A 26,439-nucleotide genomic window follows, 5' to 3' on the forward strand; every position below is an offset into this window, starting at 1 on the left:
GAGTTGTTTATGACAGTTGAACGCGCATTGAGATTAACGGCAGGCATTTTTGTGCTGCTTTCCCTGGCGCTTGGCTATTGGGTTTCACCCTGGTGGTTCTTGTTCACGGCTTTTGTGGGGCTGAACCTGCTGCAGTCAGGATTGACGGACTGGTGCCCGGCCATGGCGATTTTTCGCAAGATGGGGTTGCCCGATCCAGGAGGCCCGATCGCCAAAGATGCGGGCGCGGCGCCCAAGTCAATTGCCAGCCGATAGCAACTGAGCAGCACTAGACGTCTGAGGACGACGAATCAGCGGCGGCCGTCACTCGCGGCGGCTCCGCACTATTCCGCGCGCAGTGCCTGCACGGGTTCCAGCTTTGCCGCCGCCCGCGCAGGCAGGACTCCGGCGAGAAGTCCTACCAGCACGGCAACACATTCCGCCAGTACGACGTAAAACCACGAGGTCTTTACCGGCAAGGCCACTCCCAGCAGGACCAGGCCGCGGGCCACGCCCAGCGCTAAAAGAATTCCGCCGAGACCTCCGAGAAAAGCAATGAGTGCAGCTTCGCTGACGAACAACACCATCACCTGGCCGTAAGTCGCGCCCAGGGCCTTCAGCAGTCCCACTTCAGATGTGCGCTCGCCGACGGCGATGATCATGATGGTCAGGATGCCAATCGCGCCCACCACAATGGACACGCCGCCCAGCGCGGCCACGGCGAAGGTGAACATGCCGAGCACGGAGTCCAAGGTTTTCAAGGCCTCTTTTTGCGGGGTGATGGTGAAATCTTCGCGGTCATGGCGGTCCATGAGGAGCCTATGAATGGAATTGACAACAGAATCCACGGGCACATCCGGGTTGTAGGTCACGTGGATTTCCGGCAGCCCCTCACGGTTAAAGAGTTGCATGGCGCTGGCCACGGGAATGCAGACGGTGTCGTCGAAATCAATGCCGAAGACCTGGCCTTTGGGCGCCATCACTCCGATTACGGTGTACATGGATCCCCCGATTTCAACGTGCTGCCCCAGCGGATTGCGGTCGCCAAACAGCTCTTGTCTGGTTTTGGAGCCCAGCACCGTCAAGGGGCGCGCGGCTTCGGGCTTGTCAGGAGGCAGAAAGCTACCCATCATCACTTGCATGCTCAGAGTGCGGGGAAACTGGGAGGTGACGCCATAGACCGTGACGCGCCGGCGGCGCGTGCCCGCCGCTACCTCGGCATTGCCGGAAACGATGGGGTCCGCCGTCTCGATGTTGGGCAGCCGGCGGATGGCCAGCGCGTCAGCAATGGTCAGCGGACGGACGGAATTGAAGACGCCCATGGACATTCCAGCGGTCTTCGCTTTCCCGGGACTCACGCTGATCAGGTTAGTGCCGAATTGGGTGAACTGCGCCAGCACAAACTGTTGAATGCCCTCCCCAATGGAGGTGAGCAGTACCACCGCGGCGATTCCGATGGCGATGCCCAAGGCAGACAAGAATGCCCGCATACGATAAGCACGGACAACGCCGAACGAAAAACGCAGTAGGTCACGGTACAGCATGTTCATCTCCGGGCCAGCGCCTGAATCGGGTCAAGCATGGCCGCGCGCCGCGAGGGCAATAGGCTGAAAATCGTTCCAGTAGCCACGGCGGCGAGCAGCGCCGCGGCAAGCGTCCAGTTTGGAACAAAGGCCGGGAATGAGGGATACACGACGCGCAGAAGGGCCACGCCGCCCTCACCCACCAGGATGCCAAGGAGACCGCTGGTGGCGGAAAGCACCACTCCCTCAGACAGAAAGATCCTGCGGATCTGCCGCTGGGAAGCGCCCAGCGCCTTGAGCAGGCCAATTTCGGCGCGTCGCTGAGAAACGGAAATCAGCATCAAATTGGTGATCAGGACACCGGCCACCACCAGGCTGATGGAAGCAATCGCGGTGATGGCCAGCGTGAGCGCCACCAGAATGTTGTCAAAGGTGGCCAGCACCGCATCCTGGGTGAGCACGGTGACGTCACGTTCACCTTGATGGCGTTTGGCCAGGAGCTCTTCAGCGTCATTGCGCACCTGGTTGATCACGTCGCGGCTGGAGACCTCCACCATCACGCGGAAGAGCGAGGTGCTGTTGAAGAGCTGCTGTGCCGCTCCGACCGGCACAATGACAATTTCATCCGTGTTCATCCCCAGTCCCTGGCCGCGGGCGGCCACCACGCCAATCACGCGAAACTTGCGGTCGCCCAGACGGAGCCACTCGCCCACGGCCGGAGCGCTGCCGAAGAATTCCCGGCGCACAACATCGCCCAGGACGCAAACCGGCGTGGCGGCGTTGGGGTCTTCGACGGGAAGAAAAGTCCCTTCTGCCATGGGCATATGCCGGATTTCAGCCCAGGCTGCCGTGGAGCCGACCACGGGAACTTCGCGGACGAGCTGGCCCTTCTTGGCCTCCGCTGCGCCTACCGCGACCGGCGCCACGCGTGTGACCCAGCGGAGATGCGCCAACGACGAAGAGTCATCCACGGTAAGGTCACGCGCCGTCCGGCTGATCAGCAGCCCAGGGCCAGCTCCGGCTGTTTCGGAGCGCCCGGGAAAGACCAACACGAGGTTCGTGCCCAGCGATGCAAATTCATCGGTGACGTAGCGGCGGGCGCCCTCTCCCAGAGAGGTCACAATAATTACCGCGGCAATACCAATGGACATGGCCAGCAGCATCAGCGCGGCACGTAGCCGGCTGGCGCTGAAGGCACGCCAGGCGAAACGGAATAAATCACTGCTTTTCATGCGTGCACGGCAGACGCCACCTCGGCGACGATCTCTCCATCGAGCATCTTGAGCTGGCGATGTGCGCGTCCGCCGAGTTCCGGGTCGTGCGTCACAATCACCAGGGCAACACCGCTGTGGTGAAGCGTCTCCAGCAAATTGATTACATCGCGTCCCGTGGCGCGGTCCAGGTTGCCGGTGGGCTCGTCGGCCAGCAAGATTGCCGGATGCATGATGGTGGCGCGGGCAATGGCCACGCGCTGACGCTCCCCGCCGGAGAGTTCCTCTGGACGATGTTGCGCGCGCTCCGCCAGGCCAAATTCGGCCACCAGTTTCTCCGCGGACTTCTGCCTCTGGGCCGCCGGAATCCCGGCCAGCATCATGGGCAAGGTGATATTGTCGGCGGCCGTCAGACGCGGGATCAAATGGAAGAACTGAAAGATGAACCCGACTTTCTGCTGGCGGATGACGGACTGCTGCGCGTCGTCGAGCTTGGTTACGTCCTGGCCTTCAAACCAATATTGGCCGGACGTAGGGCGATCCAGCAGCCCGATGACATTCAACAAAGTGGATTTTCCGGAACCGGACGGGCCCATGATGGAAAGGTAATCGCCGGGATTGATCTTCAGGTCAACGTCTTTCAGCGCATGCACGCTTTGCGAGCCTAGCTGAAAAACGCGGTTGATCTGTTTGAGCTCGATCATCGCGCCGGTCCCGCGCCGGCGCTCTCCACGGTCACGCTGGCCCCCGCTTTCACGCCGGCACGGTCCAGTGACATGACAACTTGTTCTCCGGGTGCGAGGCCGGCGGTAACTTCAGTGAATTCCCAGTTGCTGATTCCGGTCTGGATAGTCCGCGACTCCAGCTTGCGCGTTTGCGGGTTGTATACCAAAACGCTCTTGTTCTGCAGGATGGCTTGCGTCGGGACGCGGACAGCGCTGTCCCGAGCTTCCGGAGTAATCTCAATATCCGCGCTGTATCCCACCACCAGGCCCTTGTCGGGCGGCGTGGTGAATTGCACTTCAATCTCAACCGTGCGGGCCTGCTTCTCAACTTCCAAGACGTAGTCGGCAATGCGCCGCACATGGCCGGGGAAGCGCGTGCCGGGGAATGCGTCAATGGACACGTTCGCGGGCATGCCCACGCGCAGGGAACCAGCGTCAATCTCATCCACCGGGGCGCTCACGTAGTAGCAACTGTCGTCAATCAAGTCCACGGCCGGCGGCGTGGGGATGCCGGGCGGCGAAGGCGTAGTGAATTCGCCCAGTTCACCGGTAATATCGCCTACTCGTCCGGCGAAGGGCGCGGTCAGGATGGTCTGGACCAGCTGCGTGCGCGCCAGATTCAAGCGAGCCTGGCTGTGATCAATCTCCACGCGACTGGCGGCGCAGGTGGCCTCAAGCGCGCGGGCTTCAGACGCTACTTTGTCCCATAGTTCTTCTGCGATCAACTTGTCCTGGAAGAGCCTTTCCGCGCGACGAGCGTCGCGGGCCGAAAGATCAGCACGGGTGCAGGCTTCATGCTGGCGGGCGCGGGCTGTGTTGATCTCCTCTTCCAGAACGCGTATGTTGGCTTTAAGATCAGCGTTCCAGAGCTCCAGCAGAGGCTGGCCCTGGCGGACGTGATCGCCTTTGCTCACGTAAATGTGCGCGATCTGACCGCCGGAGGGTAAGGCCAGCTTGGAGCGGCGGCAAGCTTTGATACTTCCCGCGCGCGTGTTGGCGAGCGTGCGGGCGACTCGGCCCTGGTCCACGGCACGCAGGACCACGGCCACTGGCCGCGGCCGCATCCAGTAGAAGATTCCAGCACTGACTGCAGCCAGTACGACCAGCAGGCCGATGATCCGTGAGAGCTTGATTGCGTGCATGGGCCAACTCAACTTGCAAACGGGCAGCCGGCGGACTAAAAGTCATGCGCCTTCGACTCGAGGCCGGCATTCTTGAAGCGCTCACGGGTCTGGAGTTTGATCAGTGCTTCTTCAAACGCCAGCAGGTGTGCGGCTTCATCATGCCGGATTTCGTCAAAGCGATGGGCAACCGCCTCGTCGCCATCTTCCTTGGCCTGTTGCGCATAGTCCTTGTACATGGTGTCCACTTCAAAGGACTCGCCGGCAATGGCGTGATTCAGGTCCTGTTCGTCTGTACCCACCAGACCCAGCAATTCTGCTTCTTCGTTAAAGTGCTCAAAGAATTCCTGATCTGCGGTTTTGTCAAACAGCTGGGCCACTTCAAGGTGGCCGCGTTCGCGGGCCTGTTTGGCGAAAAGTTTGTATTTAGCGTAGGCAAAAGCCTCGCCTTTCATGGCATCCAATAAATTTTTCTGGCTACGGGGAGAGATCGTGCGATCGGCAAAGGTCTTGTCTGTCATAATAGTTATTCTCCACCTTCCAGTTTGCCGGATAGGTGGCAGCGGTAGCTGTGCTGTGGCTCACCGGCGCATGTGATGAAGGTCACATTCCCCGTCCGGCCGGTGGTCCAGAGTTAGTCTTGAGACAATGCAGGAGGAAAGCATATGAAAGCCGAAAACCTGACGCGTGCAGGTGAACAGGTGAAAGCCAACGTGGCGGAGATCGCGGAAAAAGCCCGTGACCTCACGGAGAAAGTCAAAGAACGCTGGGACGATACCTATCATGACATCGAGCGCAGCGTGCGCCGCGCAAAAGTTGCCGCCGAGGAAGGCGTGGACGAAGTTCGCCACCAGATTAAGGCCCGCCCGCTGACGTCGGTTGCCTCGGTGGCAGCCGGAGCATTCGCCCTGGGCCTGCTGGCCGGCATACTGTTAGGCAGAAAGTCCAAAGACTAAGAGCTCTGAAGGCTTGGTCTGGCCAAGCAGGCTCGACGGACCTGCGGGCAACGTATCAATTCGCGTTCGAGGGCCCGGCGTGTGTCCGCTCCTGCAGGTCCTGACGGAGCATGCCGAGTAGCGCCACGGTTACAGAGAGAATCACCGGGCCCAAGAAGAGTCCCATCACGCCGAAAACCTGCATGCCTCCCAGCAAGGCAAAGAAAACGTAAATCGTATGCAGGCGAACGCTCTCACTGATGATCCAGGGGCGGACAACGTTGTCCGCCAGCCCCACCACGCCAGCTCCCCAGGCCAGCAGGATGATGCCTTTAATGAGGTGTCCGCTGAAGAGGAGGATTACCCCTGCAGGCACCCAGACCGTAGCTGATCCAACTACGGGCACCAGAGAAAAGAACGCGGTGACCACGCCCCACAAGACCGGCGAATCAATTCCCAGCACCCAGAAGGCCAGGGCGGTCAGACTGCCCTGCGCTGCGCCCACAGCCACGCCGCCATAAAAATTGGCGATCACCGTGGCATTGATCCGTTGCTGCAGTTCGGCAAAGCGCTCTGCCCCGAGCGGAAGGGCTGAGCCTAGACGGGCCATGCCGGCCGCGCCGTCGCGAAACAGGAAAAAGAGGACGAGCGCCGCAATCACTGCGTCGGCGATCCAGGTGAAGATGTTGGTCACCAGACTTGCGCCCAGGCGGACCAGAAAGGCGCTGGCTTCTTCCAGCCGGCGGACGGCCATTGCGTGAAGGTCAAGCGCAGGCCAGGCAAAGTGCTGTCCAACCCAGGCAACCAAACGTTCAACGGCGTGCAGGGCGCTGGCGGAAAGGCCGCCTTCCGGGGCGCTCCTGGTAGCCAGCGAACGGTAGAGATCAGTGAGTTCATGGCTGACCGCTCTTCCCAGAAAGTAGATCGGCACGGCGGCAACAAACATGGTGGCCAGGGTGCTGGCCAGCGCCGCGGCATTCCGGTTACGAAAAATGCGCAGCGAGTAACGGTGTACAGGGTGGAAGATGATGGCGATCACGGCGGCAAAGATAATAGGGCCGGCATAGGGCCGGAACAGCATCCAGCATAGATAGAGGAACAGCGCCGTTAAAACCAGCAGCAGCGCGGTTGCGGCATCCTTGTTATTTCTCATACCGCCTCTCTGCTGGACGGGCCGGGGCGCAGACGGGCGCCGAAGAGCTTGAGCAACTCAAACCACAACACGCCGAGGAAACCCGCGGAAATGGCAACCACCAAATCTATAGGATGCAATACGGAAAACTTGAACAAGCCGCGTAACGCGGGTACGTAGAGAATGAGTCCTAGAGCGGAGAGGGCGCCCGCGGTCACCCAGAGCAACGCCCGGTTCGGCGAGCGCATCATCTGCCAGATGGTGCGGCTCCAGGACCGATTGGTGTAGATCAGGCATAGATTGCCAACCAGCAGGGTGGAAAAAGCCAAAGCACGGGAATCAAACTCATCATGCCCCAGGCGGATGGCGAAGAGATAGACAACAAGGACTGAAGCCAGCACGGTGAGCCCCTGCGCCAGACTCATGAGCGTGCGTTTGCGGGTGAACAGCAATTCGTTGGGGTCCCGGGGCGGACGAGCCATCACATCCGACTCTTCCGGCTCAGCTTCAAAGGCAATGGAACACGTGGGATCAATAATCAATTCCAAAAACAGCACGTGCAGCGGCAGCAGGACCAAGGGCCATTTCAGCAACACGGGAACCAGGGTGATTCCGGCAATGGGAACATGGATGGCCAGGATGTACGCGGTGGCTTTTTTCAGGTTGTCATAGATCCTGCGGCCCAGGCGTATGGCGTTCACGATGGAAGAGAAGTCGTCGTCCAGGAGGACAAGCGAAGCTGCTTCGCGGGCCACGTCCGTACCGCGGGCGCCCATGGCAATGCCGATGTCGGCGGCCTTCAGCGCGGGCGCATCGTTAACGCCGTCTCCAGTCATGGCCACTACTTCTCCCTCCGCTTTGAGCGCGCTAATCAAACGGAGCTTTTGCTCAGGAACAACGCGGGCAAACATATTGACGCCGCGCACTCGCCGGCGGAGTTCAGCGTCCGTCATGCCATCAAGTTCCAGGCCGGTAATGACCGCGGTGGAATCGCGCAGCCCGATTTGAGCGGCGATGTTTTGCGCGGTCACAGGATAGTCGCCGGTGATCATGATGACCCGAATTCCAGCGCGATAACATTCCTGCACCGCGGCCGGCACAGAAGGGCGGACCGGGTCAGCCAGTCCCACCAGGCCCACGAATTCCAGAGGCAAGACGCGCTGTTCATCCGGCAGTGGCGCTGTGAGTTGTGCCTTGGCTACACCCAGGACGCGCAAGCCGGCAGCGGCCATCTCCGACGTTGCAGCCAGCAGCAGTTCTTTTTCCGGAGGCGAGACGCGGCAGAGTTCCAGTACTGCTTCCGGCGCTCCTTTGGCAGCCACGACGCAAGCAGCTTTGCCCGCAGGCTGCCAGGCTCGAGACATGACCAATAAGCCTGGCGACAGCGGGTATTCGCGGACGAGCGTCCATTCCGGATGGCGATGTTCGTATTCAGGGAACGCGTGCTTGCCCAACTCCAGAAAGGCCTTTTCCATGGGATCAAAAGGATCTCGACTGCTGGCGAGAATGGCGTACTCAACAACGTCATGAAAATGTTCCGGCACCTGGTGGGTGCTGGGTGCGATCTGGAAAGTCCGGCCCGCCGCATAGAGCGCCTGCACGGACATGCGGTTCAATGTCAGGGTGCCGGTTTTGTCCACACAGAGGACGGTGGCTGAACCCAGGGTTTCAATGGCCGGCATGCGCCGCGTCAGAACGTTCTTGCGGGAAATGCGCCAGGCGCCCATGGCCAGGAAAATGGTCAGCACTACCGGGAATTCTTCCGGCACCATGGAAATCGCCAGGGTGAGACCAGCCAGGATTCCCCGCAGCCAGTTGGAATGGGTATAGCCATAGATCAAAGCCACCGCGACGCACAAGAGAAAGCCAACCACGGCGAAGACGCGGACGAGCCGGCTGGTTTCAAGTTGAAGCCGTGTGCTCCCGGTCTGCAAGCCTTCCAGCGCCTTGCCGATCTTCCCCAACTCGGTGGCAACGCCGGTCGCAAGCACCTGGGCCACGCCTCGCCCTTGCACCACCAGGGTCCCGGAGAACACGCACGGCAAGTCATCGCCGCCGGGACGAGTCATTAGCGTATCGCGATGGCCCGCAGTCTTTCGCACAGGAACAGATTCACCTGTTAGCAGCGACTCATTGACGGAAAGGTTGCGGTTTTCAAGGACGATGGCATCGGCGGGAACACGGTCTCCTTCTGACAGCACAACCAGGTCGCCGCGCACCACTTCGTGTCCGGGAACGCGCCGGCGCTTGCCTTCGCGAATTACCAGAGCTCTTGGGCTGGAGAGATCGCGCAGAGCGTGCAGCGCCCGCTCCGTCTTCCGCTCCTGGTTAATGGTAATGACAATAATCACGAAGACTGCCACCAGAAGGGCGATCGCCTCTTGCGGGTCACCCAACAGCACGTAGACCGTGCCTGTCCCAATGAGCAGCATGAACATGGGTTCGCGGAGAACGTCCAGTGCGATGCGCAGTTGAGTGCGCGACTTTGCCGACGGCAGCTCGTTGGGGCCTTCCTTGCTCAGGCGCTCGCGGGCTTCGGTCTCCGTCAGTCCCTGGAACGCCGTTGAGGTTTCCACCGGATGGCGGGGAGGCGGACTAGCAAGTTGTTGGAGTCTTCCCATACAGGTGGCTTCCGCATCACGCTTTCATAACGCGCCCGAAATCGAAGCGGACCGCGGACCGCGCACTGTGAAGACCGGGCACGGCGCGCGGCCGATCACAGCTTGCGTTACCGAGAAAGGTCCATGCGTCGCGATCCGCAAGAACGAGCCCCCATACCGCACGCCCAGGATGAGCAAATCGGCCTCCAACTGCGTGGCCAGTTTCACCATGCCGCCGGCCGCGGGCCCGGGAGCCACAATCACGTCAGCGATGCGGTCCTGGAGAGTGTCGGGAACCAGGGAACGCAGTTGGTCCTCGAGATTCCGCTGTTCCTGATGGCGGCTTAGGAGTTCCTTCTCCTCCCGTTGGTGAAAGTGGGCCAGAGTGAGCTTAGCCTGAGGGTTGTCCGCCAAAAGGAATTCGACATAAGGCAACGCAGATTGGGAATGCTCGCTGAAGTCGGTGGCAAATAGAAGTCGGTTGAAACGCCCGTCTTTTTCAGGGGCGTGGGCCTGCGGACCCACGGTCATCACCGGGCACCGCGCGGTACGGAAGATTTCCTCCGCCACGGAACCAAGAAACAACCGGCTGATGCCCAGATCGCCCCGGCTGCCCAGAAGAACAAGGTCAATTTCATGTTCCGCGACGAATTTGGCCACGGCTTCAAACACTTCGCCAGACACCACGGCCGGCTCAAAATGCTTGCGATCGAAACGGTGGACCAGCATGAAGTCGCGAATCCGGGCCTCCGCCTGGTGGAGGATGGAAGATGCTTTCTGGGTGGCTACAGGATCGTCGCTCAGCGAGTAGGGAAAAAGATCGGCCACGTGAAGGACGCAGATCTTCGCATTGTAACCGTGACGCAAAGCGCGGACGTAATCAATGGCATGCGCCGACTCTTCAGAAAAATCCGTGGGGAACAGCACTTTTTTCAAGGCGACACTGGAATGGACTGCGGCCATGTTTCCATTAGATGCTACGCCGGGCGCATGAGCCGTGATGTTTATCACAGGGCCGTAGTTACCCGGCGGCCCGCACTAAGTCCGGAACGTGCAGGGTGGCCGTCTTGAGCTGGCGTGTGCGCAGCTTCACGTTCATGAGTTCCTTGGCCTTGGCGGCAATATGCTCGCCGCTGACCTCAAACTCCCTTTGAGCATGGGTATTGCTGCAGTCCCAGGCAGCAAACCCGTGGATCAGCGCCGCCTTCGCGAAGGGCTTCGCCAAAGCCTACGCGGGTGGGCTTCATCTCGACTTTCATGGTGGGGGATGAATTCCACCAGTAGTTATGGTCGAACTCCGGCATCTTGCCGGCCAGCTCGGTTTCAACTTTCTTTTGGTATTCCCGAGCGGAAGCCAGGAGTTCTTCTACGGGAATTTTGCCGACCACACCGAGTTCGGCGAGCGCGGCTTGATCTTGCAGTTCCTCTATCGTGTACTGCCGGGTTGCTTTCCCGTCCGCGAAATTGATGATGGCCATCGCTGCTCCCCGTGCGGCCGACTGGAGGCCCGAATCGCGGCACAGTCTTGCGCGTCCTTCATGGGCGAGGGGGCCCAGCCGTTGATGTGTCTAGCTATTTTGGGGGTTAGCGACACATCCGGCCTGTGATCAGCGTCACGCGTGTGTGTTGAAGATGAAGTATTGGTTAGCGAAACCGCACAGCAAAGCGCCTGATTCACATGAGCTTTGCAAACTCCGGCCCGCCGGGTGAGGATTCGTCTTAGTGGTGCCCCAACACCGCGTGGGGGACGTACACGGACTCCAGTTGGCCCACTTCTTCCTTGGTCAGCTTCAGGCTGACGGCCGCCACTGCATCCTGCAAGTGGTGCGATTTGGACGCGCCCACAATCGGCGACGTGACTCCCGGTTTGTGCAGCAGCCAAGCCAGCGCAACCTGTGCCGGAGGGACGCCGCGCTGCTTGGCGACGGCGGCCACGCAGTCCACCACGCGATCATCGGCTTCTTGCGTGTAGAGCTTCTTGGTGTAGTCGTCTTCTTTGGAACGCAGGGTCCCCGCTTTGCGGCTGCCGGCGAGCAATCCGCGCGCCAGCGGACTCCACGGCAGCATGCCCACACCTTCCGCTATGCAAAACGGCGCCATCTCGCGCTCTTCTTCGCGATAGACCAAGTTGTAGTGGTTCTGCATGGTGACAAAGCGCGTCAGGCGAAGGCGGTCCGCGGTGTACTGCATGCGGGCAAACTGCCAGGCGAACATGGACGAGGCGCCGATGTAGCGCGCCTTTCCGGCCTTGACCACGTCGTGCAGGGCCTCCATGGTCTCTTCAATCGGCGTATGGTAGTCGAAGCGATGGGTCTGGTACAGATCTACATAGTCCATTTGCAGGCGGCGCAGGCTGGCGTCAATCGCTTGCATGATGTGCTTGCGGGAAAGACCTTGGTCGTTGGGATCATCGCTCATGGGGAAGAACACTTTTGTGGCAATGACCAGGTTTTCGCGGGGCAAGCCAAAATCTTTGATGACGCGGCCCAGAATCTGCTCGCTCACCCCCAGGGAATACATGTCCGCGGTGTCAAAGAAGTTGATGCCCAGTTCCAGCGCCTGCTTGATGAACGGGCGGCCTTCGGCTTCTTCCAGGACCCATTCACGCCATTTCTTGGCGCCGTAAGTCATGCAGCCCAGGCAAATGCGGGAGACTTTTGTGCCGGTGGAACCAAGGTTGACGTATTCCATACGCGACCATATTAAATGAAGACAAAGGAGCGCGGCGGTTACTCGACTTCCACTTTCTCAAAGCCCATGCCCAGCAGGAAACTGGTGAGCGTGGTGCGCGCGTTCTGGCGCGCCGTGGTCAGGATGCCGCTGCGCCCTGCTTCGTCCAGCAATTCGCCTTCGGCCTGCTGGCGGACCTGCGATTCCAGATTGGGGTCCATGGGGACCAGCAGCCCGGTGGTGCGGGAGTAAACGCGCGTCCGCGCGTTGTCAATTCGCGTGACCAGAATCCTGGGAGCGGGCAGCTTCAAATGGATTTCCTTGCCCGTGATCTGGATGTCGCTGGCGCGGAGCTGCTCAAAATCAATGCCGGCGATCACCTGCCCGTGGACGATCAGCAGCATCTTGTCGCCCGCCAGGAAGTCCGGGAGCAGCAGAGTTTCCTTTTGCCCGGTGACGATCTTGTCCATGTTGTAGACCACGGTTTCCATGCGCTGCAGCCGCTGGATGCGCTGCACCACCGCGCCCTGGCTGATGATGGTCGTCTTGCGCCCGGTGATGGTCGACCACAATTTGTCCATCATGCCGGATTGCGCGCGCCCGGCCAGCAGCACAAGGAGCAGCATGGCTAGCCCGCCGATGAGGAGTCCGGATGCGAGGCCGAGTCTGGGCGTCTTGACCGGGTTGTCGGTTGAAGTTTCTGCCATATGGTGATTGTAGTGCGTCCAGGCGGAAGAAGAAGAAATCTGCCGCGGCTACTTGACGACGCGGTCAGCCAGTTGTTTGTAGTACGCCTCTGCGTTGTCGGCAAACGTTGCTTGGTATTGCGGGTACTGGCGGAAGTCCTTGTACTTGGGAAGCCGAAGGTCCTTCTTCACCGCGTAAAGCGACATGCGCTTGTCGAACATGCTCTTCACCTGGTCGCGAAGGTCGGCCAGGTAATTGCGAAAGCGCTGCAGCTCAGGCTTGCCGGCCAATGCGAAGTGTCCGGGAACCACATGTTCCACGGGCAGAGCGAGAATCTGGTCGAGGGCCTTGATCCAGTTTTCCATGTCGCCATCATCCATCGCCGGGCAGGAATTGGTGAGAAGAAGGTCGCCGGTGGCGATGGCGTGCTGGTCCGGGAAGTAGACCACGGCGTCGCCGAGCGTGTGCGCCGGGCCAGGATGGTAAATCCGCACTTCATGTCCGCCGACGTACAGCGTGGGGCCGCGCTCCCCGCTGAAGGTCTCACTCATCTCGTATCCTGTCGCCAGCCGGTTGCCGCTGCCACTTGGTTGCGACTGCGGGCGTTGCATTCGCAGCACTGCCGAGCGGGTCTCAAACGTTGCAATGACGATTGCGTCCGGTCCCACCATGATGTTTCCACCGCGATGGTCGGGATGGTAGTGGGTGTTCACAATCCAGCGCACCGGCGCCGATGAGATTTTGCGGATCTCATCAAGCAGCCTGCGGCCTTCCTGAGCGTTGAGGCCGGTGTCCACCACCAGGATGCCCTGGTCGCTCACCAGGAAAGTGGAGTTGGCGCTGGAGTCATTGTCGGAGATGTAGGCGTACAGGTCCGGGCCGATCTTGTGGACGGAGCCCCAAGCTGCGCCGGCACACAGAATGATTGCGATCAAGACAAAGAGTCGTTGCTTCATGATGGTCCCTGCATTCTACGCTTGCCCGGGACCAGGACGCATCGCGGACGTGAAAGAAGCTGGCGAAGCCAATCATCGTGAGTACGCGCGCTGGGACAAACCTTTTCTCGGGCGCACAGATTTTCAAAAACGTAACAACTTGCGAAACCAGGTTCCATCCCGGTGCAACCGGCGTATGCTTCCGCTTCTTTCTTGTATTCACCAACCAACCCCGGCAGAACCGGGCGGCCTTCACTCTAACCTGCAAAGCCACAGCGATGCGGCCCCATCGGCACAGCAACATATCAAGAGAACAAGAGAAAGAGAGAACGTATGCATAAGACGAGAGCCCTCATCGTGGCAGCGCTGCTGGCCGCGATGGCGATCATTGCCGGCAACAGCGGCTGCAAACAAGAAAGCAAGCCGGCCCCCGGCCCGGTTGCTGAAGTGCAGAAACCCACGGTAAGCCCCACCGGTTGGCAAGTGCCGGTGGATGTATTTCCTCCCAGTCCCAGCCCAACTCCTACGCCGACGCAAAATGACTGGCTCAACCTGGGCTGGCAAACGTTTGTAGCGCTGGACTGGCCGGCGGTCGCCGGGAGCAACGGCCAGCCGAACACTGGGTCCACGATTGGCGCCGCTGCCGCCAACGGGGCGCTGGTTCCCACCGTTTGGCAAACTTATCGCGACGTCGGCACCATCATGCTGAACAACGGCGTTGATCCGGGGGCAAGCTACACGCAGGGCGTCACCATCCCCGCGAGTTGCGCCGCAATCGGCAGCAATCCGGTGGCGCCCGGGTTTCAGCCCATGTTCATTGACGGTTCAACTTTCCAAAGCGCCACCATCGTCAAGGATTACATCAATCAGGCAACGGGAAATCCGCTGGTAGACCAGAAAGGCTGGTACACGCTGACGGACATTCTTCTGGACCAGTCTGAGTACACGTATATTCAGCAGAACGGATACTTCCTGGGCTCCAAGCAGGCGGCCGACTACAAAAAGAACGGCAAGCTTGCGCCCTTCCCCAGGACCGGACAGGAGTTCAATACGCCGCTTCCGTCGTACGCGCAATATGGCGCGCTGGAGGTGAAAGCCGCATGGCGAGTGCTGGACCCAACAGCGGACAAGGCCATCATTCCCCGGTACTACACGCAGTGGGGCTACTTCATGCAGCCAGACGGCAAGACCTGCCAGGGACCCACACTGTTTGGCCTCATCGGGCTGCACATCCTTCGACTGACGCCTTCCACCGGGGGCACATGGTTCTGGGCGACGTTTGAGCAGGTGGACAACACGTCAGCGCCTGCAGGCATGAATGCGACGCTGGCTGCGGCGAATACTCCCAACGGCAACTGCGGCACCTCTTATAACAAGGGGCCAGCCCAAGTTACGGGGAATATTTCCTGGAGCGCCACCAACGCTCCCAACAATCTCTGCCAGGTCACTCCAATACCCGCGAACGTGCAGCAGGCGAACCAGACGTGGCAGAAACAATTGCAGGGCACGGTGTGGCAGTACTACCAGATGGTGAACACGCTGAATCCTTGCTCTCCCGGCGATGCTTCCTGCGCCACGTTTTACCCGCTCTACGATACATCCAACCAGGTTGATCTGAGCGTCTATGCCAATACGGCGATTGAGTCTTATTTCCAGACCCACAGCTGCATGGACTGCCACGGAAGCGCTACCGGGAACGGAGCGCCAGCCAAGTTCACCGGGACCAACCAGATCTTCACCTTCGCGTTGCTGAATGCTTATTACCCGCAGTCAGCCGCCGCGCGGCAACGCTTCCTGAAACTGTTCCGGACGCCGCCGCATAGCAAGCTGGTGGCCGCGCCCAAACCCAAAACCGAGAAAGACAAATATGAGAAGAAGTGATCGCTGAAAGATTTCGGCGGAAAGCGGGGAGCCGTCGAGGCTCCCCATTTTTTTCGATTTCGCAGCGGCCTCTAGCGGTAGGCGAGGATGAAGCCTTTAGCGGTAGGCCAAAATAAAGATGCGCTTGTACGGGAAAAGCACTTTGCCCTGGTCGTTGGCAACGTATTCGTTTTCGATCTTCCGCAAACAGTCGGCCTCAAATTGCAGGCGTTCGGCTTCGCCCGGCAGGCGCTCCAGATAGAAGCGCATGCCGGTGCTGCGAATCCAGTCGAGCACGGCCCGCGGGCCATCCATGATCTGGAGATATTCGGTCTCCCAGATGTTGAGCAGGCTGGCGCTCTCACGAAGCGCGTTGTAGTAAAACGCAGGGGTCTCCACCGCGTAGTGCTCTTCCTCCTGGCCAAGGATTCCGCTCCAGCGCGGGCTTTCCGCCACTTCTTTCATGGCGGTGTGCACGGGCGAATGGAAATTGTTCGGCATCTGGACGGCGAGCGCGCCGCCAGGCGCGACATAGCTGAGCAGCCGTCGTAGGAGCTGGCCGTGGTCGGCGACCCAATGCAGTGCGGAGTTGCTGAAGACCAGATCGTACGGTGCGATGGCCACCCAGCTCTCAATGCCAGACTCAATCCACGTCCAGCCCGGGTGCTTCTGGCGCGCTTGCGCCAGCATTTCCGCCGAGCTGTCCAGCCCGGTGAGATGGGCCTGCGGCCAGCGCTTGTTCAACTGCGCGGTGCTGTTGCCGGGGCCGCAACCCAGGTCAATGATGCGTTTGGGATTGGCGATCTTGATCTGCGCGATCAAGTCCGCTGCGGGCCGCGCACGTTGATCAGCAAATTTGAGGTAGAGTTCGGGGTTCCAGTCGGGCATGGATGGCTGGCATTTTACCAGCGAAACGAGGGAAATTTGACCGCAAAGGACGCAAAGGACGCAAAAGGGGAAGAATTTATTTCTCGCGCAGGACAGTTGGTCGCGAGCCGAGTGTGGACGCAGAGTGGTCCTCGACTCCTACTTCGTGTTCCTTCGTGTCCTTTGTGGTTTGCTGTTCTTTCTAAACTGAAACCGGTTTGTGCTTCTCGGCGGCGATCGCGGCCAGCATGTCTTCGTCTTTGTCGAACTTGAACCAGGCCAGCCCGCGGTCTTTGGCGGTTTGCTCTTCCGCGCGGCCCAGGCAATCCAGAGCGGCCTTGTCCACCACTTGCAGGCCTTTGCGTTCAAAGAGGCTCCGCACTTGTTGGGCGGTGGGGCCCTGAGCGTCGGCGACGCCTTCCAGATACTTGAGTACGTGCGCGGCGCCCACTTCGCCGTCATGGCGGGCGATGCCGACGAGACCGTCACTCGCCTTTCGCGCCCAGCCCACGGCGTACATGCCGGGCAGGACTTTGCCGCTTTGCGGATCAAACAGTTCGTAACAGGAGGCACGCTTGGGGTCTTCACCCGGCGCCGGGTTGGTCACGTAAGCATCACGCTGGTATGGCAGCCCGAGCGAAGGATCCGCCACGTCACCGATAGCGAAGATCATGGTGTCCACGTCAAGGTCGGCGGTCTTGTCGGTGGCCTTGCAGGAGATGGAGCCGTCGCGCTCGGAGAGGACGTTTTCAACGACGGTAAGCTTGTCAATGCGGCCAGCGGCGTCCGCATGAATGGCCTGCGGCGAGCACAGGAAGCGGAAGCGCATGCGCGGGCCTTTGACTTCCTGCGCCGGCTTGGCCAGCACGGGAAAAGTATCTTCGGCGAGCTTGCTGATGTCCTGGCCCACGGAAGCCAGTTGCGGCTGAATGCGGCGGAGTTCGTCGTCAAAGGCCTTGCGGTCCAGGAATTCTTCCACGTGGTCAAATTCTTTTTTGTCGAACTTGGCTTCAAACGGTCCGCGACGGGCGATGACGACGACTTCTTCCGCGGTCTTGACTGGGGCGTCAATGAGCAGCCAGCGGGCGATGTCCACCATCACGTTGCCCATGCCGATGATGGCCACGCGCTTGCCGGTGGAAAAATCTTTGGACGTAAACGGAGGCAGCAGGTTGTAGCTGTAGACAAAGTCTTTTGAAGCGTACACGCCTTTGGCGGTCTCACCCGGGATGCCCAGTTTCTTGGTGCCTTGCGCGCCCACGGAGAAAACTATGGCGGAAGGTGAAAGCGCCTGCAAATCGGCCACGGAAACCGCCGACTGGCTGCTCACCGGCACGTGGCCGAAATAATGCACGTTGGGAAAACTCAGCACCTTGGCGAACTGCTTGCGCAGGCCGATCTTCATTTTGTCTTTGGTGGGATAAATGCCGTACTCGGCCAGGCCGCCGGGCTTGATGTCACGATTCACAATGAAAGTTTCATGGCCGGCCTGGGCAATCTTTTGAGCGGCAAAAAGTCCTGCGGGTCCCGCGCCAACTACGAATACGGTCTTCACTTGGGCTTTCCTCCGAATGTTTTACCGCCACGGACGCAAAGGACGCAAAGCAAAGGAGCGGCAAGGGCGACGAGCAACTTGCTCTCTCTGCGCGCAGTGGGGTTTTTGAGTTGTTACTGTTCTTTACCGTTCACGGGCATCTTGGCCCAGTTTTCGTACAATCGCCAGCGCTCCACCACGTCCTGCTGGGCTTGCTGGAGCAGGGATTGGGCTTCTGCTGGATGAGCTTGTCTTAATGAGGTGTAGCGCGTCTCATTATAGAGGTAGTCTTGCAGGGGAATCGAGGGCGCTTTGGAATCCAGTTGCATGGGATTCATGCCCTTCTCCGCCAGCGCCGGATTATAACGGAACAGCGGCCAGTGTCCGGACTGCACGGCCAATTTCTGCTGGCAGAGCCCGTGCGTCATATCAATGCCGTGGGCGATGCAGTGCGCGTAAGCGATGATGAGCGAAGGGCCGTTGAAGGCCTCAGCTTCATTGAAGGCCTTGAGTGTCTGCATGTCAGACGCGCCCAGGGCAACGCGCGCGACATAGACGTTGCCGTACACCATGGCCATCATCGCCAGGTCTTTCTTGGGCGTGGACTTGCCGCCGGCGGAGAAGCGTGCAACGGCGGCGCGCGGCGTGGCTTTGGAAGTCTGCCCGCCGGTGTTGGAATAAACTTCGCTGTCCAGGACCAGGATTTTGACGTTGCGTCCGGACGCCAGCACGTGGTCCAGACCGCCGTAGCCGATGTCATAGGCCCAGCCGTCGCCGCCGACGATCCAGACCGCGCGCTTGACCAATTCATCGGCGACCACGAGCAAGTCGCGGGCGTCACGGTTGTTGTCCGCCAGAGTGGCCAGTTGCTTCTTTAGTTCGGCAACGCGCTGGCGCTGGGCGTGGACGCCGGCCTCACCGGACTGGTCGGCTTCCAGGAGAGATTGAGACAACTCCACTCCCACCAGGGGCGAGAGGCGCAGCAGCAGTTCGCGCGCGTACTCGGCTTGCTTGTCCTGGGCCAGGCGGAGGCCGAGCCCGAACTCCGTATTGTCTTCAAACAGCGAGTTGGCCCAGGCGATGCCGCGGCCATCTTTATTCACGCTGTAAGGCGTGGTGGGCAGGTTGCCGCCGTAGATGGACGAGCAGCCGGTGGCGTTGGCCACAATGGTGCGGTCGCCGAACAGTTGCGACATCAGCTTGATATACGGCGTCTCACCGCAGCCGGAGCAGGCGCCGGAAAACTCAAACAGCGGCTGCATGAGCTGCACGTCTTTGATCTGGCTGAAGGAGAGCTTTTCGCGGTCGAACTCCGGCAGTTGCAGGAAGAAGTCCCAATTTTTGACTTCGCGCTCGCGAATCGCCGGTTGCGGGACCATGTTGAGCGCGCGGTGCGCCGCGTCCGTCTTGCTCTTGGCCGGGCAGACGTCCACGCAGAGCGTGCATCCGGTGCAGTCTTCCGGCGAGACCTGCAGCGAATACTTCATGTGGCCCATGTCTTTCCAGCGGGCCGGTGCGGCGAGAAAACCTTCCGGCGCGGCGGCGAGTTTGTCAGCGTCGTACACTTTGGCGCGAATCACGGCGTGCGGGCAGACCAGGACGCATTTGCCGCACTGTATGCACAGGTCTTTGTCCCACGCGGGAATTTCAAGGGCGATGTTGCGCTTTTCCCACTGCGAGGTGCCGCTGGGGTAGGTTCCGTCAGCGGGCATCTTGCTGACAGGCAGCAGGTCGCCATTGCCCTGGATGATGGGGCCCAGCACGTTGCGCACAAACTCCGGCGCCTGCGCGGACACCGGAGGATGCAGGACCAGGCTGCTGGTGACGCTGGCGGGGACGCGCACTTCAAACAGGTTGTGCAGCGTCTCGTCCACGGCGTTGAAATTTCTGTCCACCACGGCGGCGCCGCGCTTGCCGTACGTCTTGCGGATGGCATCTTTGATGGCGGCGATGGCCTGCTCGCGCGGCAGCACGTTGCTGATGGCGAAGAAGCAGGTCTGCATGATGGTGTTGATGCGCCCGCCCATGCCGGTTTCTTTGGCCACTTTGTAGGCGTCAATCACGTAGAACTTCAACTTCTTGCGGATGATCTCCTGCTGGATGGAGGCGGGCAGGGTGGCCCACACTTCGTCCGGCCCAAAGAGGCTGTTCAGCAGGAAGGTGGCCCCGGGTTCCGCGTACTTGAGGACCTCAATGCGCTCCAGAAAAGCAGATTGATGGCAGGCGACGAAGCTGGCTTGCGTGATCAGATAGCTGGAATGGATGGGCTTGGGGCCAAAACGCAAATGAGAAATGGTGAGCGACCCGGACTTCTTGGAGTCATACACGAAATAACCCTGGGCGTAGAGCCCGGTGTCTTCGCCGATGATCTTGATGGAATTTTTGTTTGCGCCTACGGTCCCGTCCGATCCAAGACCATAGAACAGAGCGCGCACCGTGTCTGGGGCTTCCGTGGTGAAGGTGGGATCAAAGTCAATGCTGGTGTGGGTCACATCGTCAAAAATGCCGACGGTGAAGTGCTTCTTGCTTTTTTCTTTTTGTAGCTCGTCGAAGACGCCTTGGACCATGCCCGGCGTGAATTCTTTCGATGACAATCCATAACGCCCGCCAATCACTTTGGGTAGCGGCTGCACCAGGTGCGTGGTTTCCGATTCGGCCTGGTTGAGCGCGGTGACCACGTCACAAAACAGCGGTTCGCCCACGCTGCCCGGCTCCTTGCAGCGGTCGAGCACGGCAATGGCTTCCACGGTGGGCGGCAGCGCCTGGATGAAGTGCTCCACGGAGAAAGGCCGGTAGAGGTGGACTTTCAGTACGCCATATTTACCGCCACGCTGGTTCAGGTGCGCGATGGCTTCTTCGGCGACTTCGGCGCCGGAGCCCATGATGACAATCACCTGCTCGGCGTCCGGTGCGCCGGTGTAATCGAACAGATGATATTGCCGTCCGGTGAGCGCCGCGAACTTGTCCATGGCGTGCTGGACGATGAGCGGCGCAGCCAGGTAATAAGGGTTGGCGGCCTCGCGTGATTGGAAGAAAACGTCAGGGTTTTGCGCCGTGCCGCGAATGAAAGGATGCTCCGGCGAAAGCGCGCGCTGGCGATGGCGTTGCACTAGCTCTTCCGGGACCATGGCGCGCATGTCGTCCATGGAGAGCTGTTCCACTTTGGTAATTTCATGCGACGTGCGAAAGCCGTCAAAGAAATGGACGAAGGGCAGGCTCGCTTCCATGGAGGCGGCCTGCGAGATCAGCGCAAAGTCCATGGCTTCCTGGACGGAGTTCGATGCCAACATACCCCAGCCGGTCTGGCGGACGGCCATTACGTCCTGGTGATCGCCGAAGATGGAGAGCGCGTGCGTCGCCAGCGAACGCGCGGCCACATGAATCACCGCGGGCGTAAGCTCGCCGGCAATCTTGTACATGTTGGGAATCATCAGCAGCAGGCCTTGCGACGAGGTGAAGGTGGTGGCCAGCGACCCGCCTTGCAGCGCGCCGTGCAGCGCTCCGGCGGCGCCGGCCTCACTCTGCATTTCCACGACGTGCGGGACCGAGCCCCAGATGTTGACTTTCCCCTCAGAAGACCATTGGTCGGCCCATTCACCCATGGCGGAAGAAGGCGTGATGGGATAAATGGCGATGACTTCATTAATCTTGTGGGCGACATAGGCTGCCGCTTCGTTGCCATCAATGGTGACTTGGGGCCGGAAATTCATGGGTACTTTCAATAGGGACGCGAAACGCGCAGGATGAGTGCGAGATTCGCGGCCCTATCCTCCTTAACGCGCCCCTTGCGGGACGCCGGGTCTCTCTATCATCGGGCACGGGTGCACAAGCTGGATGTGATGCCTGTCACGGCGGGGAATCGGTTGCAAGGAAAGGGCCAACCCGGGCGGACGGGCTGATTACGCCGGGTGTTCTTCCAACTTGATGGCGGGCCCGGAGGAGTCCAGCAAACGCAGTTTGGGCTCGCTCTCCAGGGCGTCGAGCAGCGCGCGCGTCACGCGGTCGTCAATCTCCACTGCGCTGTTGGTTTCCACGGGATAGCGAATCACGATCTCCAGTCCTGTGGGAGTAAGCCGCAGGCGGCCTTCCGGGGCGAAGGAAGAAATGCTGCTATGCAGCGAGCGCTCCAGGCTGAGGCGCTGCGCTTCGATTTTGTCTTTGTAGTCGGCGAAGACTTTGTTCACTGCTTCCATCATGCGCGCTTCCACATGGCGGTAGTCGCCCTCATTGCCCACGGAGAGCGTGACTTCATGCCAGCGGAAACTGGTGCCGGGGATCTGCTTGAACATGCCCACGCCGGCCTGAAAGACCACGGCGTTGGAGAAGACCACGACGCGTCCGGTGGGGCGCGGGGCCACGCCGCGGCTGACTTCCATGAGATGCAGGCGCACCATGCCGATTTCCACCACGTCGCCGGTGACGTCGCCGATCTGTATGCGGTCGCCAACGCGGACGCCGTACTTTCCCACCAGGAAAAAATATCCGGCCACAGCCAGGATGACGTTCTGCAAGGCCACGGCAATGCCGGCCGTCAGCAATCCGGCGAAGGTGGTGATGGCTCCGAGCTCGCTGGCCAGGGCCATCACGACGATGATGGCCACGACAATCCAGAGCACGATCCGGCGCACCACCAGAAACTGATTGCGGCGGCGCGTGTCCGTGATGTAGCGGAAGGTGGCCCGGCGCCACAGCTCAGAGATTACGAACACCAGCGCCAGCACCACGGCCAGCCCAGCCAGACGCAGCGCCAGACTCTTGAGTTCGGACTGGTACTGGCTTTGCAGCCCGGCGCGCCAGTTGGAAGCGTCGCGGCGGTAAACATCCAGCAAAATGGATTGCCGGCCGAGCGGCACCAGGCTGGCGGAGAGCTGCTTGTACTGCGCGGTGAGCGCGTCCAGGTCTTTGCTTTGCTGTGCCAGCGCCTTGGGGTCCTGGGGAAGGGCTTGCGCCGAGAGCTGATCGCCTTTCTGGGTGAGTTCGCGGTTATGGGCCAACAGCGGAGCGCGCATGGCGCGGGCCGACTTCACCAGCTCGGCAGTCAACTGGAGATTGTCGTCCAAGATGCGGATCTTCTTGCGCACGGAAAATATGTCCGAAACAACGGCGACAATCCCGGAGGGCGTGCTGTGGCCGAATCCGGTAACGCTGGGCGAATCGGAATTGCCGGAAGCTGCGTTAGCGTCAGACGCTGCGTCGCTCGCGGGGGCCGCTGCCGCGGCGGGAATGGCGCGGGCCAACTCTTCGATCTGCGCGGCCAGATTTCCCGTGCCCGGTGAGCTGCTACCGCTGGAGACTTGCATCATGCTGCGCATCACGTCGCGCCGCGCCTGGTGGAACTCCACTTCGCTCTGGGTTTCGTCCACGGTGGCTTGCAGAACGCGGCGCTGCCGGGGCGTTGCTTTTTCCAGTTGCGCTCGCAGGGCTTCCAATTCTTTCTTGGACTGCTTGACCTGCTGGTCGGCTTTGGCGGCCAGGTCGGCGAAGCGTTGGTACTGCGACGACGATGCGGCCACGGACGGATCCGGCGCCGCTGCGGAGCTGGCGCCCTGCCGCACGGCCAGGGCCTGGGCCCGCGCGCGGGCAAAATCAAACGCCAGACGGACCACCTGGTCTCCGAGGCGCCGGCTGCTGTTGATGAAGATGGCGTCACTGGGGTCGCTGGCAATCTGCTGCTGCGTTCCCAACTGGCGGTACCACAGCAGCGTCTGGTTCAGGAACTGGATGATGTCTTCGCCCTTGTCCACCGGAGGATTGACGGTGGCTTGCGCGTGCGCGGGCGTCGTCGCCGGCAACAACAGCGCGGTGAGTAGAAGAGCGAAGATAAGACGTTGCGAAAATTGAAGCATAGAAGACCGGATCAGGAATCGTTACCAGGAATCGTTACCAGGAAACATTGAAGCACGCGGCGCCGCTTCCACACAATCTGCCGAGGGCGAGACTGGCGATGGCCTGCGACCGCGCAGGCAGCAACATTGGTTTGGAGGCAAGCTCCAGGGATGGAGTTGCACCGCAGCCGTGGTTTCGGCAAGGGAACGGGAGAGAGGCGGCGCCAGGGAGTTGCGAGCAAATAAAAAGGGTGTTCCGATGAACACCCGTTAAAACTATTATCCCTTGAAGGTTTCACGGAGACTTGGCTCCGCGAGGAGAGTTACTTTTTCTTTTTTTTCTTTGCAGCCTTTTTCTTTGCAGCCATGGTGTGTCTCCTTTTCGAAGATTTGATTCCTTGGAGCCCGATTCACCCAGGCGTCCCTACGGATAGGGGCTGCAACCGGGTACACACAAGATATTGAGGTACACGTGATGCAATGTCAACAGAAAAATGCACAAGAAGAATGTCTGGCGGAAGCGCGAGCCGGCGGTTTCGAGTTAATCTCTGAAGCGAGATGATTGGACGCTTGGTGTTGTTCGTGTTCGTCGCGCTGGTGCTGTGGGCCGTGGTGCGCCAGATCCGCAAATGAACTTCCGTAAATGAAAGTCAGCAAGTGAATGTCCGCGCATTGAACATGCGTGATGGGTGCGCGAGCGAAGACTCCAGCAAAAAGCGCTCAAGGATTCAGAAGCTTTTGCTGGACCAGTTCCATGCATTGCTGCTGCAGCTGCCGATCAGAGCCAAAGCCTTCCAGCCAGTGGACGCCGGGCTCGCGGCGGAACCAGGTCATCTGCCGCTTGGCGTAATTGCGATGGCCCTGTTGCGCGCCGGTGATGGCCTGCTGCAATGAAATTTCTCCCGCCAAGAATTGCGCCGCCTGTTTGTAGCCCAGAGAATGCAGCGGACGCGCCGCTTGCCCGTAGCGCGCCAGCAGCGTGCGGGTCTCTTCGACCAGGCCGTGGCGGAACATCTCCGCGGCGCGATCATTGATGCGCCGGTAGAGCTCGGCGCGATCGGGCTGGAGTCCCAGGCGAAGAATGCGAAAGCCGGGCAGCGGGTCGCGGCCTTGCTGCCACAAGTCCGTCATGGGGCGGCGCGCGCTGAGAGAAACTTCCACGGCGCGGATGACTTTAGGAACATCGTTGGCGTGGATCGAGTCCGCGGCTTTCGAGTCCAGGCGGCGCAGCACGCGGTGCAAATATTCCGCGCCACGTTCCTCCACGCGCTGGCGCAGACGTGTGCGCAACTCTTCCGATCGCGGCGGGCCGGAGAACAGGCCTTCCAGCAGAGCCCGCAGATAAAGCCCGGTGCCGCCGACGACAATCGGCTGATGACCGCGAACGCGAATTTCGCGGATGGCCTGGCGCGCCAGACGCGAGTAGTCGCCGGCGGTGACCAGCTCGGTGGGCGCGGCAACATCAATCAGATGATGAGGAACGCGCCGGCGGTCTTCCAATGAAGGCTTGGCTGTGCCGATCTCAAATTCGCGATAGACGGCGACAGAGTCGCAACTGATGATCTCGCCGTGGAGACGCTCAGCCAGATGGAGCGACAACGAAGTTTTGCCGCTGGCTGTGGGACCGAGAATGACCACCAGGAGCGGCGTGGGGACAATCAAGCTCATGGGCCGGTCCATTTCATAGGCTGCTCCAGCTCATAGGCTACCCCAGCGCCGCCGCAGAAAAACGAAGAGCAAGATCAGCAAGGCGATCAGGGCCAGACCAAGAGCGCGTTGCAAGGACGCGGCACGCGACTGGTCTTCAGGCTCTCCGGCCGCTTCGCTCGTGCGTTGGCTTTCGCGATCGCCTTCGTCCATGGCAGACATTGTAAGGCCAGCAATCGGCTATTGGCCGTTGGCTGTTGGACATCAGAGCCGCGCGATGAAAGAACCCGAGCCAGCTCATATAGAATGTGTCACCGGAAAAGCATGGAACACGCTTCAAAATACAAATTCGGCGAATTTGAAGCCGACGTCCGCGCGGGCGAGCTGCGTCGCAAGGGCCAGCGGCTGAAGCTCCAGTTGCAACCTTTCTATGTGCTGGTGGCGCTGCTGGAGCGGCCCAAGGACGTGGTCACGCGGGAAGAGCTGCGCCAGCGGATCTGGCCGGAAGACACTTTTGTGGACTTTGACCACAGCCTGAACACCGCGGTGGCCAAGGTGCGCGACGCGCTGGGCGATTCCGCCGGCAGTCCCAGGTACGTGGAGACCATCGCCAAACGCGGATATCGCTTTCTGGGCGAAGTGGAAGCAGTAGGCGAAGCGGGGCAAGCTGCGCTTGCGACGCAAGCAAAACCGTCGCCAGCCGCGGCGGTAAGTGTGACGGCGCAAGTCAGCTCGACGCAAGGACGCCCCGCGCAGCCGGTGTCTTCTCTTCCGCGCGCCAGCCGCAGCACCACCAGACTGCTGTTCACGTTGGCGCAGGTGATGTACGTGGTCTTCTATATTGCTGCGTTGTTCCGCTGGGAACGGCTGGCCCAGTCAGCGGAAACGGCGTGGCGCGGCGCGGGAACCACTGCGTTTGTGGTGTACATGGTCACCGCGCTCGCCGGACTGGCGGTGCGGCTCTACCTGATCACGGCAACGGCCTTTGACTACCACCTGCTGGGCGAAAAATACCGCAGAATTTTTCCCGCGTTGTTTGTACTGGACATGATCTGGGCGCTGTCACCGTTGCTGCTCAAGGACCGCATCGGAATGGGCCTGGCGCTGGGGGCGTGTGCAGCGCTCATCTATATGCCATTCGCGCAGCGAGTGCTGATGAAGATGATGCAGCCGACGAGCTGATTCTTT

General features: G+C 60.4%; 21 protein-coding genes. 4 read left to right on the forward strand and 17 right to left on the reverse strand.

The annotated features are described in order from the left end of the window. Positions 1-9: 9 nt before the first annotated feature. Complete coding sequence (locus LAO20_09935; GenBank protein MBZ5531739.1) at positions 10-255, forward strand: DUF2892 domain-containing protein; 246 nt, start codon at positions 10-12, stop codon at positions 253-255. A gap of 68 nt (positions 256-323) precedes the next feature. Here the strand turns inward: LAO20_09935 and LAO20_09940 are convergent, their stop codons facing one another. Genes LAO20_09940 through LAO20_09960 form a run of 5 tightly spaced genes read right to left on the reverse strand, consistent with a single transcriptional unit; the run spans position 324 to position 5,080 of the window. Next, positions 324-1,523, reverse strand: a complete 1,200-nt coding sequence (locus LAO20_09940; protein ID MBZ5531740.1) for an ABC transporter permease — start codon at positions 1,521-1,523, stop codon at positions 324-326. A 2-nt stretch (positions 1,524-1,525) separates the two neighbouring features. Further along, entirely contained in the window at positions 1,526-2,734 is a 1,209-nt protein-coding gene (locus LAO20_09945; GenBank protein ID MBZ5531741.1) for an ABC transporter permease, read from the reverse strand. Next, entirely contained in the window at positions 2,731-3,417 is a 687-nt protein-coding gene (locus tag LAO20_09950; GenBank protein MBZ5531742.1) for an ABC transporter ATP-binding protein, read from the reverse strand. The genes LAO20_09945 and LAO20_09950 overlap by 4 nt, the downstream gene beginning before the upstream one ends. Beyond that, on the reverse strand, positions 3,414-4,580 hold the full coding sequence (locus tag LAO20_09955) for an efflux RND transporter periplasmic adaptor subunit (protein ID MBZ5531743.1): 1,167 nt from the start codon (positions 4,578-4,580) through the stop codon (positions 3,414-3,416). Before LAO20_09955 ends, LAO20_09950 begins: the two co-directional genes overlap by 4 nt. Before the next feature lie 35 nt (positions 4,581-4,615). Then, entirely contained in the window at positions 4,616-5,080 is a 465-nt protein-coding gene (locus LAO20_09960; GenBank protein ID MBZ5531744.1) for a rubrerythrin, read from the reverse strand. Between the two features lie 144 nt (positions 5,081-5,224). Here LAO20_09960 and LAO20_09965 point away from each other — a divergent pair, with 144 nt between their 5' ends. Continuing rightward, entirely contained in the window at positions 5,225-5,515 is a 291-nt protein-coding gene (locus tag LAO20_09965) for a hypothetical protein (protein ID MBZ5531745.1), read from the forward strand. A gap of 55 nt (positions 5,516-5,570) precedes the next feature. Here LAO20_09965 and LAO20_09970 read toward each other — a convergent pair whose 3' ends face one another. The 7 genes from LAO20_09970 to LAO20_10000 form a co-directional block, all read right to left on the reverse strand. Then, positions 5,571-6,647 carry an AI-2E family transporter gene (locus LAO20_09970; GenBank protein ID MBZ5531746.1) on the reverse strand — a complete coding sequence of 359 codons (1,077 nt, stop codon included), beginning with the start codon at positions 6,645-6,647 and terminating at the stop codon, positions 5,571-5,573. After that, a complete protein-coding gene (locus tag LAO20_09975) occupies positions 6,644-9,247 on the reverse strand; it encodes a cation-translocating P-type ATPase (GenBank protein MBZ5531747.1) in 2,604 nt (867 codons plus the stop codon). The genes LAO20_09970 and LAO20_09975 overlap by 4 nt, the downstream gene beginning before the upstream one ends. 24 nt (positions 9,248-9,271) lie before the next feature. Next, the gene (locus LAO20_09980) at positions 9,272-10,189 is read right to left on the reverse strand and encodes a universal stress protein (protein MBZ5531748.1); all 918 of its coding nucleotides are present in this window, start codon (positions 10,187-10,189) and stop codon (positions 9,272-9,274) included. Between the two features lie 176 nt (positions 10,190-10,365). Next, positions 10,366-10,704 carry a hypothetical protein gene (locus tag LAO20_09985; protein ID MBZ5531749.1) on the reverse strand — a complete coding sequence of 113 codons (339 nt, stop codon included), beginning with the start codon at positions 10,702-10,704 and terminating at the stop codon, positions 10,366-10,368. A gap of 241 nt (positions 10,705-10,945) precedes the next feature. Further along, entirely contained in the window at positions 10,946-11,917 is a 972-nt protein-coding gene (locus LAO20_09990; protein MBZ5531750.1) for an aldo/keto reductase, read from the reverse strand. Between the two features lie 38 nt (positions 11,918-11,955). Continuing rightward, the gene (locus LAO20_09995; GenBank protein MBZ5531751.1) at positions 11,956-12,603 is read right to left on the reverse strand and encodes a DUF4230 domain-containing protein; all 648 of its coding nucleotides are present in this window, start codon (positions 12,601-12,603) and stop codon (positions 11,956-11,958) included. A 48-nt stretch (positions 12,604-12,651) separates the two neighbouring features. After that, positions 12,652-13,539: an MBL fold metallo-hydrolase gene (locus tag LAO20_10000; protein MBZ5531752.1), complete on the reverse strand. Its 888-nt coding sequence runs from the start codon at positions 13,537-13,539 to the stop codon at positions 12,652-12,654. Between the two features lie 312 nt (positions 13,540-13,851). Between LAO20_10000 and LAO20_10005 the strand changes: the two genes are divergently transcribed. Next, the gene (locus LAO20_10005) at positions 13,852-15,399 is read left to right on the forward strand and encodes a hypothetical protein (GenBank protein ID MBZ5531753.1); all 1,548 of its coding nucleotides are present in this window, start codon (positions 13,852-13,854) and stop codon (positions 15,397-15,399) included. Positions 15,400-15,495: 96 nt separating this feature from the next. Here the strand turns inward: LAO20_10005 and LAO20_10010 are convergent, their stop codons facing one another. The 5 genes from LAO20_10010 to miaA all read right to left on the reverse strand — a co-directional run bounded on the left by LAO20_10010 (position 15,496) and on the right by miaA (position 25,272). Then, positions 15,496-16,266 carry a methyltransferase domain-containing protein gene (locus LAO20_10010; GenBank protein MBZ5531754.1) on the reverse strand — a complete coding sequence of 257 codons (771 nt, stop codon included), beginning with the start codon at positions 16,264-16,266 and terminating at the stop codon, positions 15,496-15,498. Between the two features lie 181 nt (positions 16,267-16,447). Continuing rightward, on the reverse strand, positions 16,448-17,800 hold the full coding sequence (locus tag LAO20_10015) for an FAD-dependent oxidoreductase (GenBank protein MBZ5531755.1): 1,353 nt from the start codon (positions 17,798-17,800) through the stop codon (positions 16,448-16,450). A 113-nt stretch (positions 17,801-17,913) separates the two neighbouring features. Next, complete coding sequence (gene nifJ / locus LAO20_10020; GenBank protein ID MBZ5531756.1) at positions 17,914-21,489, reverse strand: pyruvate:ferredoxin (flavodoxin) oxidoreductase; 3,576 nt, start codon at positions 21,487-21,489, stop codon at positions 17,914-17,916. A 189-nt stretch (positions 21,490-21,678) separates the two neighbouring features. Next, positions 21,679-23,625 carry a mechanosensitive ion channel family protein gene (locus LAO20_10025; GenBank protein MBZ5531757.1) on the reverse strand — a complete coding sequence of 649 codons (1,947 nt, stop codon included), beginning with the start codon at positions 23,623-23,625 and terminating at the stop codon, positions 21,679-21,681. Positions 23,626-24,324: 699 nt separating this feature from the next. Further along, a complete protein-coding gene (miaA, locus tag LAO20_10030) occupies positions 24,325-25,272 on the reverse strand; it encodes a tRNA (adenosine(37)-N6)-dimethylallyltransferase MiaA (protein ID MBZ5531758.1) in 948 nt (315 codons plus the stop codon). A 303-nt stretch (positions 25,273-25,575) separates the two neighbouring features. Here miaA and LAO20_10035 point away from each other — a divergent pair, with 303 nt between their 5' ends. Next, positions 25,576-26,433: a transcriptional regulator gene (locus LAO20_10035; GenBank protein MBZ5531759.1), complete on the forward strand. Its 858-nt coding sequence runs from the start codon at positions 25,576-25,578 to the stop codon at positions 26,431-26,433. Positions 26,434-26,439: the final 6 nt, after the last annotated feature.

It is taken from the genome of Terriglobia bacterium, from assembly GCA_020072815.1.
In the GTDB taxonomy this organism is placed as follows: domain Bacteria; phylum Acidobacteriota; class Terriglobia; order Terriglobales; family Acidobacteriaceae; genus Angelobacter.

Coding starts and splice junctions, on each gene's coding strand:
- LAO20_09935 (MBZ5531739.1), top strand. CDS start 10: ATGACAGTTGAACGCGCATTGAGATTAACGGCAGGCATTTTTGTGCTG.
- LAO20_09940 (MBZ5531740.1), bottom strand. CDS start 1,523: ATGCTGTACCGTGACCTACTGCGTTTTTCGTTCGGCGTTGTCCGTGCT.
- LAO20_09945 (MBZ5531741.1), bottom strand. CDS start 2,734: ATGAAAAGCAGTGATTTATTCCGTTTCGCCTGGCGTGCCTTCAGCGCC.
- LAO20_09950 (MBZ5531742.1), bottom strand. CDS start 3,417: ATGATCGAGCTCAAACAGATCAACCGCGTTTTTCAGCTAGGCTCGCAA.
- LAO20_09955 (MBZ5531743.1), bottom strand. CDS start 4,580: ATGCACGCAATCAAGCTCTCACGGATCATCGGCCTGCTGGTCGTACTG.
- LAO20_09960 (MBZ5531744.1), bottom strand. CDS start 5,080: ATGACAGACAAGACCTTTGCCGATCGCACGATCTCTCCCCGTAGCCAG.
- LAO20_09965 (MBZ5531745.1), top strand. CDS start 5,225: ATGAAAGCCGAAAACCTGACGCGTGCAGGTGAACAGGTGAAAGCCAAC.
- LAO20_09970 (MBZ5531746.1), bottom strand. CDS start 6,647: ATGAGAAATAACAAGGATGCCGCAACCGCGCTGCTGCTGGTTTTAACG.
- LAO20_09975 (MBZ5531747.1), bottom strand. CDS start 9,247: ATGGGAAGACTCCAACAACTTGCTAGTCCGCCTCCCCGCCATCCGGTG.
- LAO20_09980 (MBZ5531748.1), bottom strand. CDS start 10,189: ATGGCCGCAGTCCATTCCAGTGTCGCCTTGAAAAAAGTGCTGTTCCCC.
- LAO20_09985 (MBZ5531749.1), bottom strand. CDS start 10,704: ATGGCCATCATCAATTTCGCGGACGGGAAAGCAACCCGGCAGTACACG.
- LAO20_09990 (MBZ5531750.1), bottom strand. CDS start 11,917: ATGGAATACGTCAACCTTGGTTCCACCGGCACAAAAGTCTCCCGCATT.
- LAO20_09995 (MBZ5531751.1), bottom strand. CDS start 12,603: ATGGCAGAAACTTCAACCGACAACCCGGTCAAGACGCCCAGACTCGGC.
- LAO20_10000 (MBZ5531752.1), bottom strand. CDS start 13,539: ATGAAGCAACGACTCTTTGTCTTGATCGCAATCATTCTGTGTGCCGGC.
- LAO20_10005 (MBZ5531753.1), top strand. CDS start 13,852: ATGCATAAGACGAGAGCCCTCATCGTGGCAGCGCTGCTGGCCGCGATG.
- LAO20_10010 (MBZ5531754.1), bottom strand. CDS start 16,266: ATGCCCGACTGGAACCCCGAACTCTACCTCAAATTTGCTGATCAACGT.
- nifJ (MBZ5531756.1), bottom strand. CDS start 21,489: ATGAATTTCCGGCCCCAAGTCACCATTGATGGCAACGAAGCGGCAGCC.
- LAO20_10025 (MBZ5531757.1), bottom strand. CDS start 23,625: ATGCTTCAATTTTCGCAACGTCTTATCTTCGCTCTTCTACTCACCGCG.
- miaA (MBZ5531758.1), bottom strand. CDS start 25,272: ATGAGCTTGATTGTCCCCACGCCGCTCCTGGTGGTCATTCTCGGTCCC.
- LAO20_10035 (MBZ5531759.1), top strand. CDS start 25,576: ATGGAACACGCTTCAAAATACAAATTCGGCGAATTTGAAGCCGACGTC.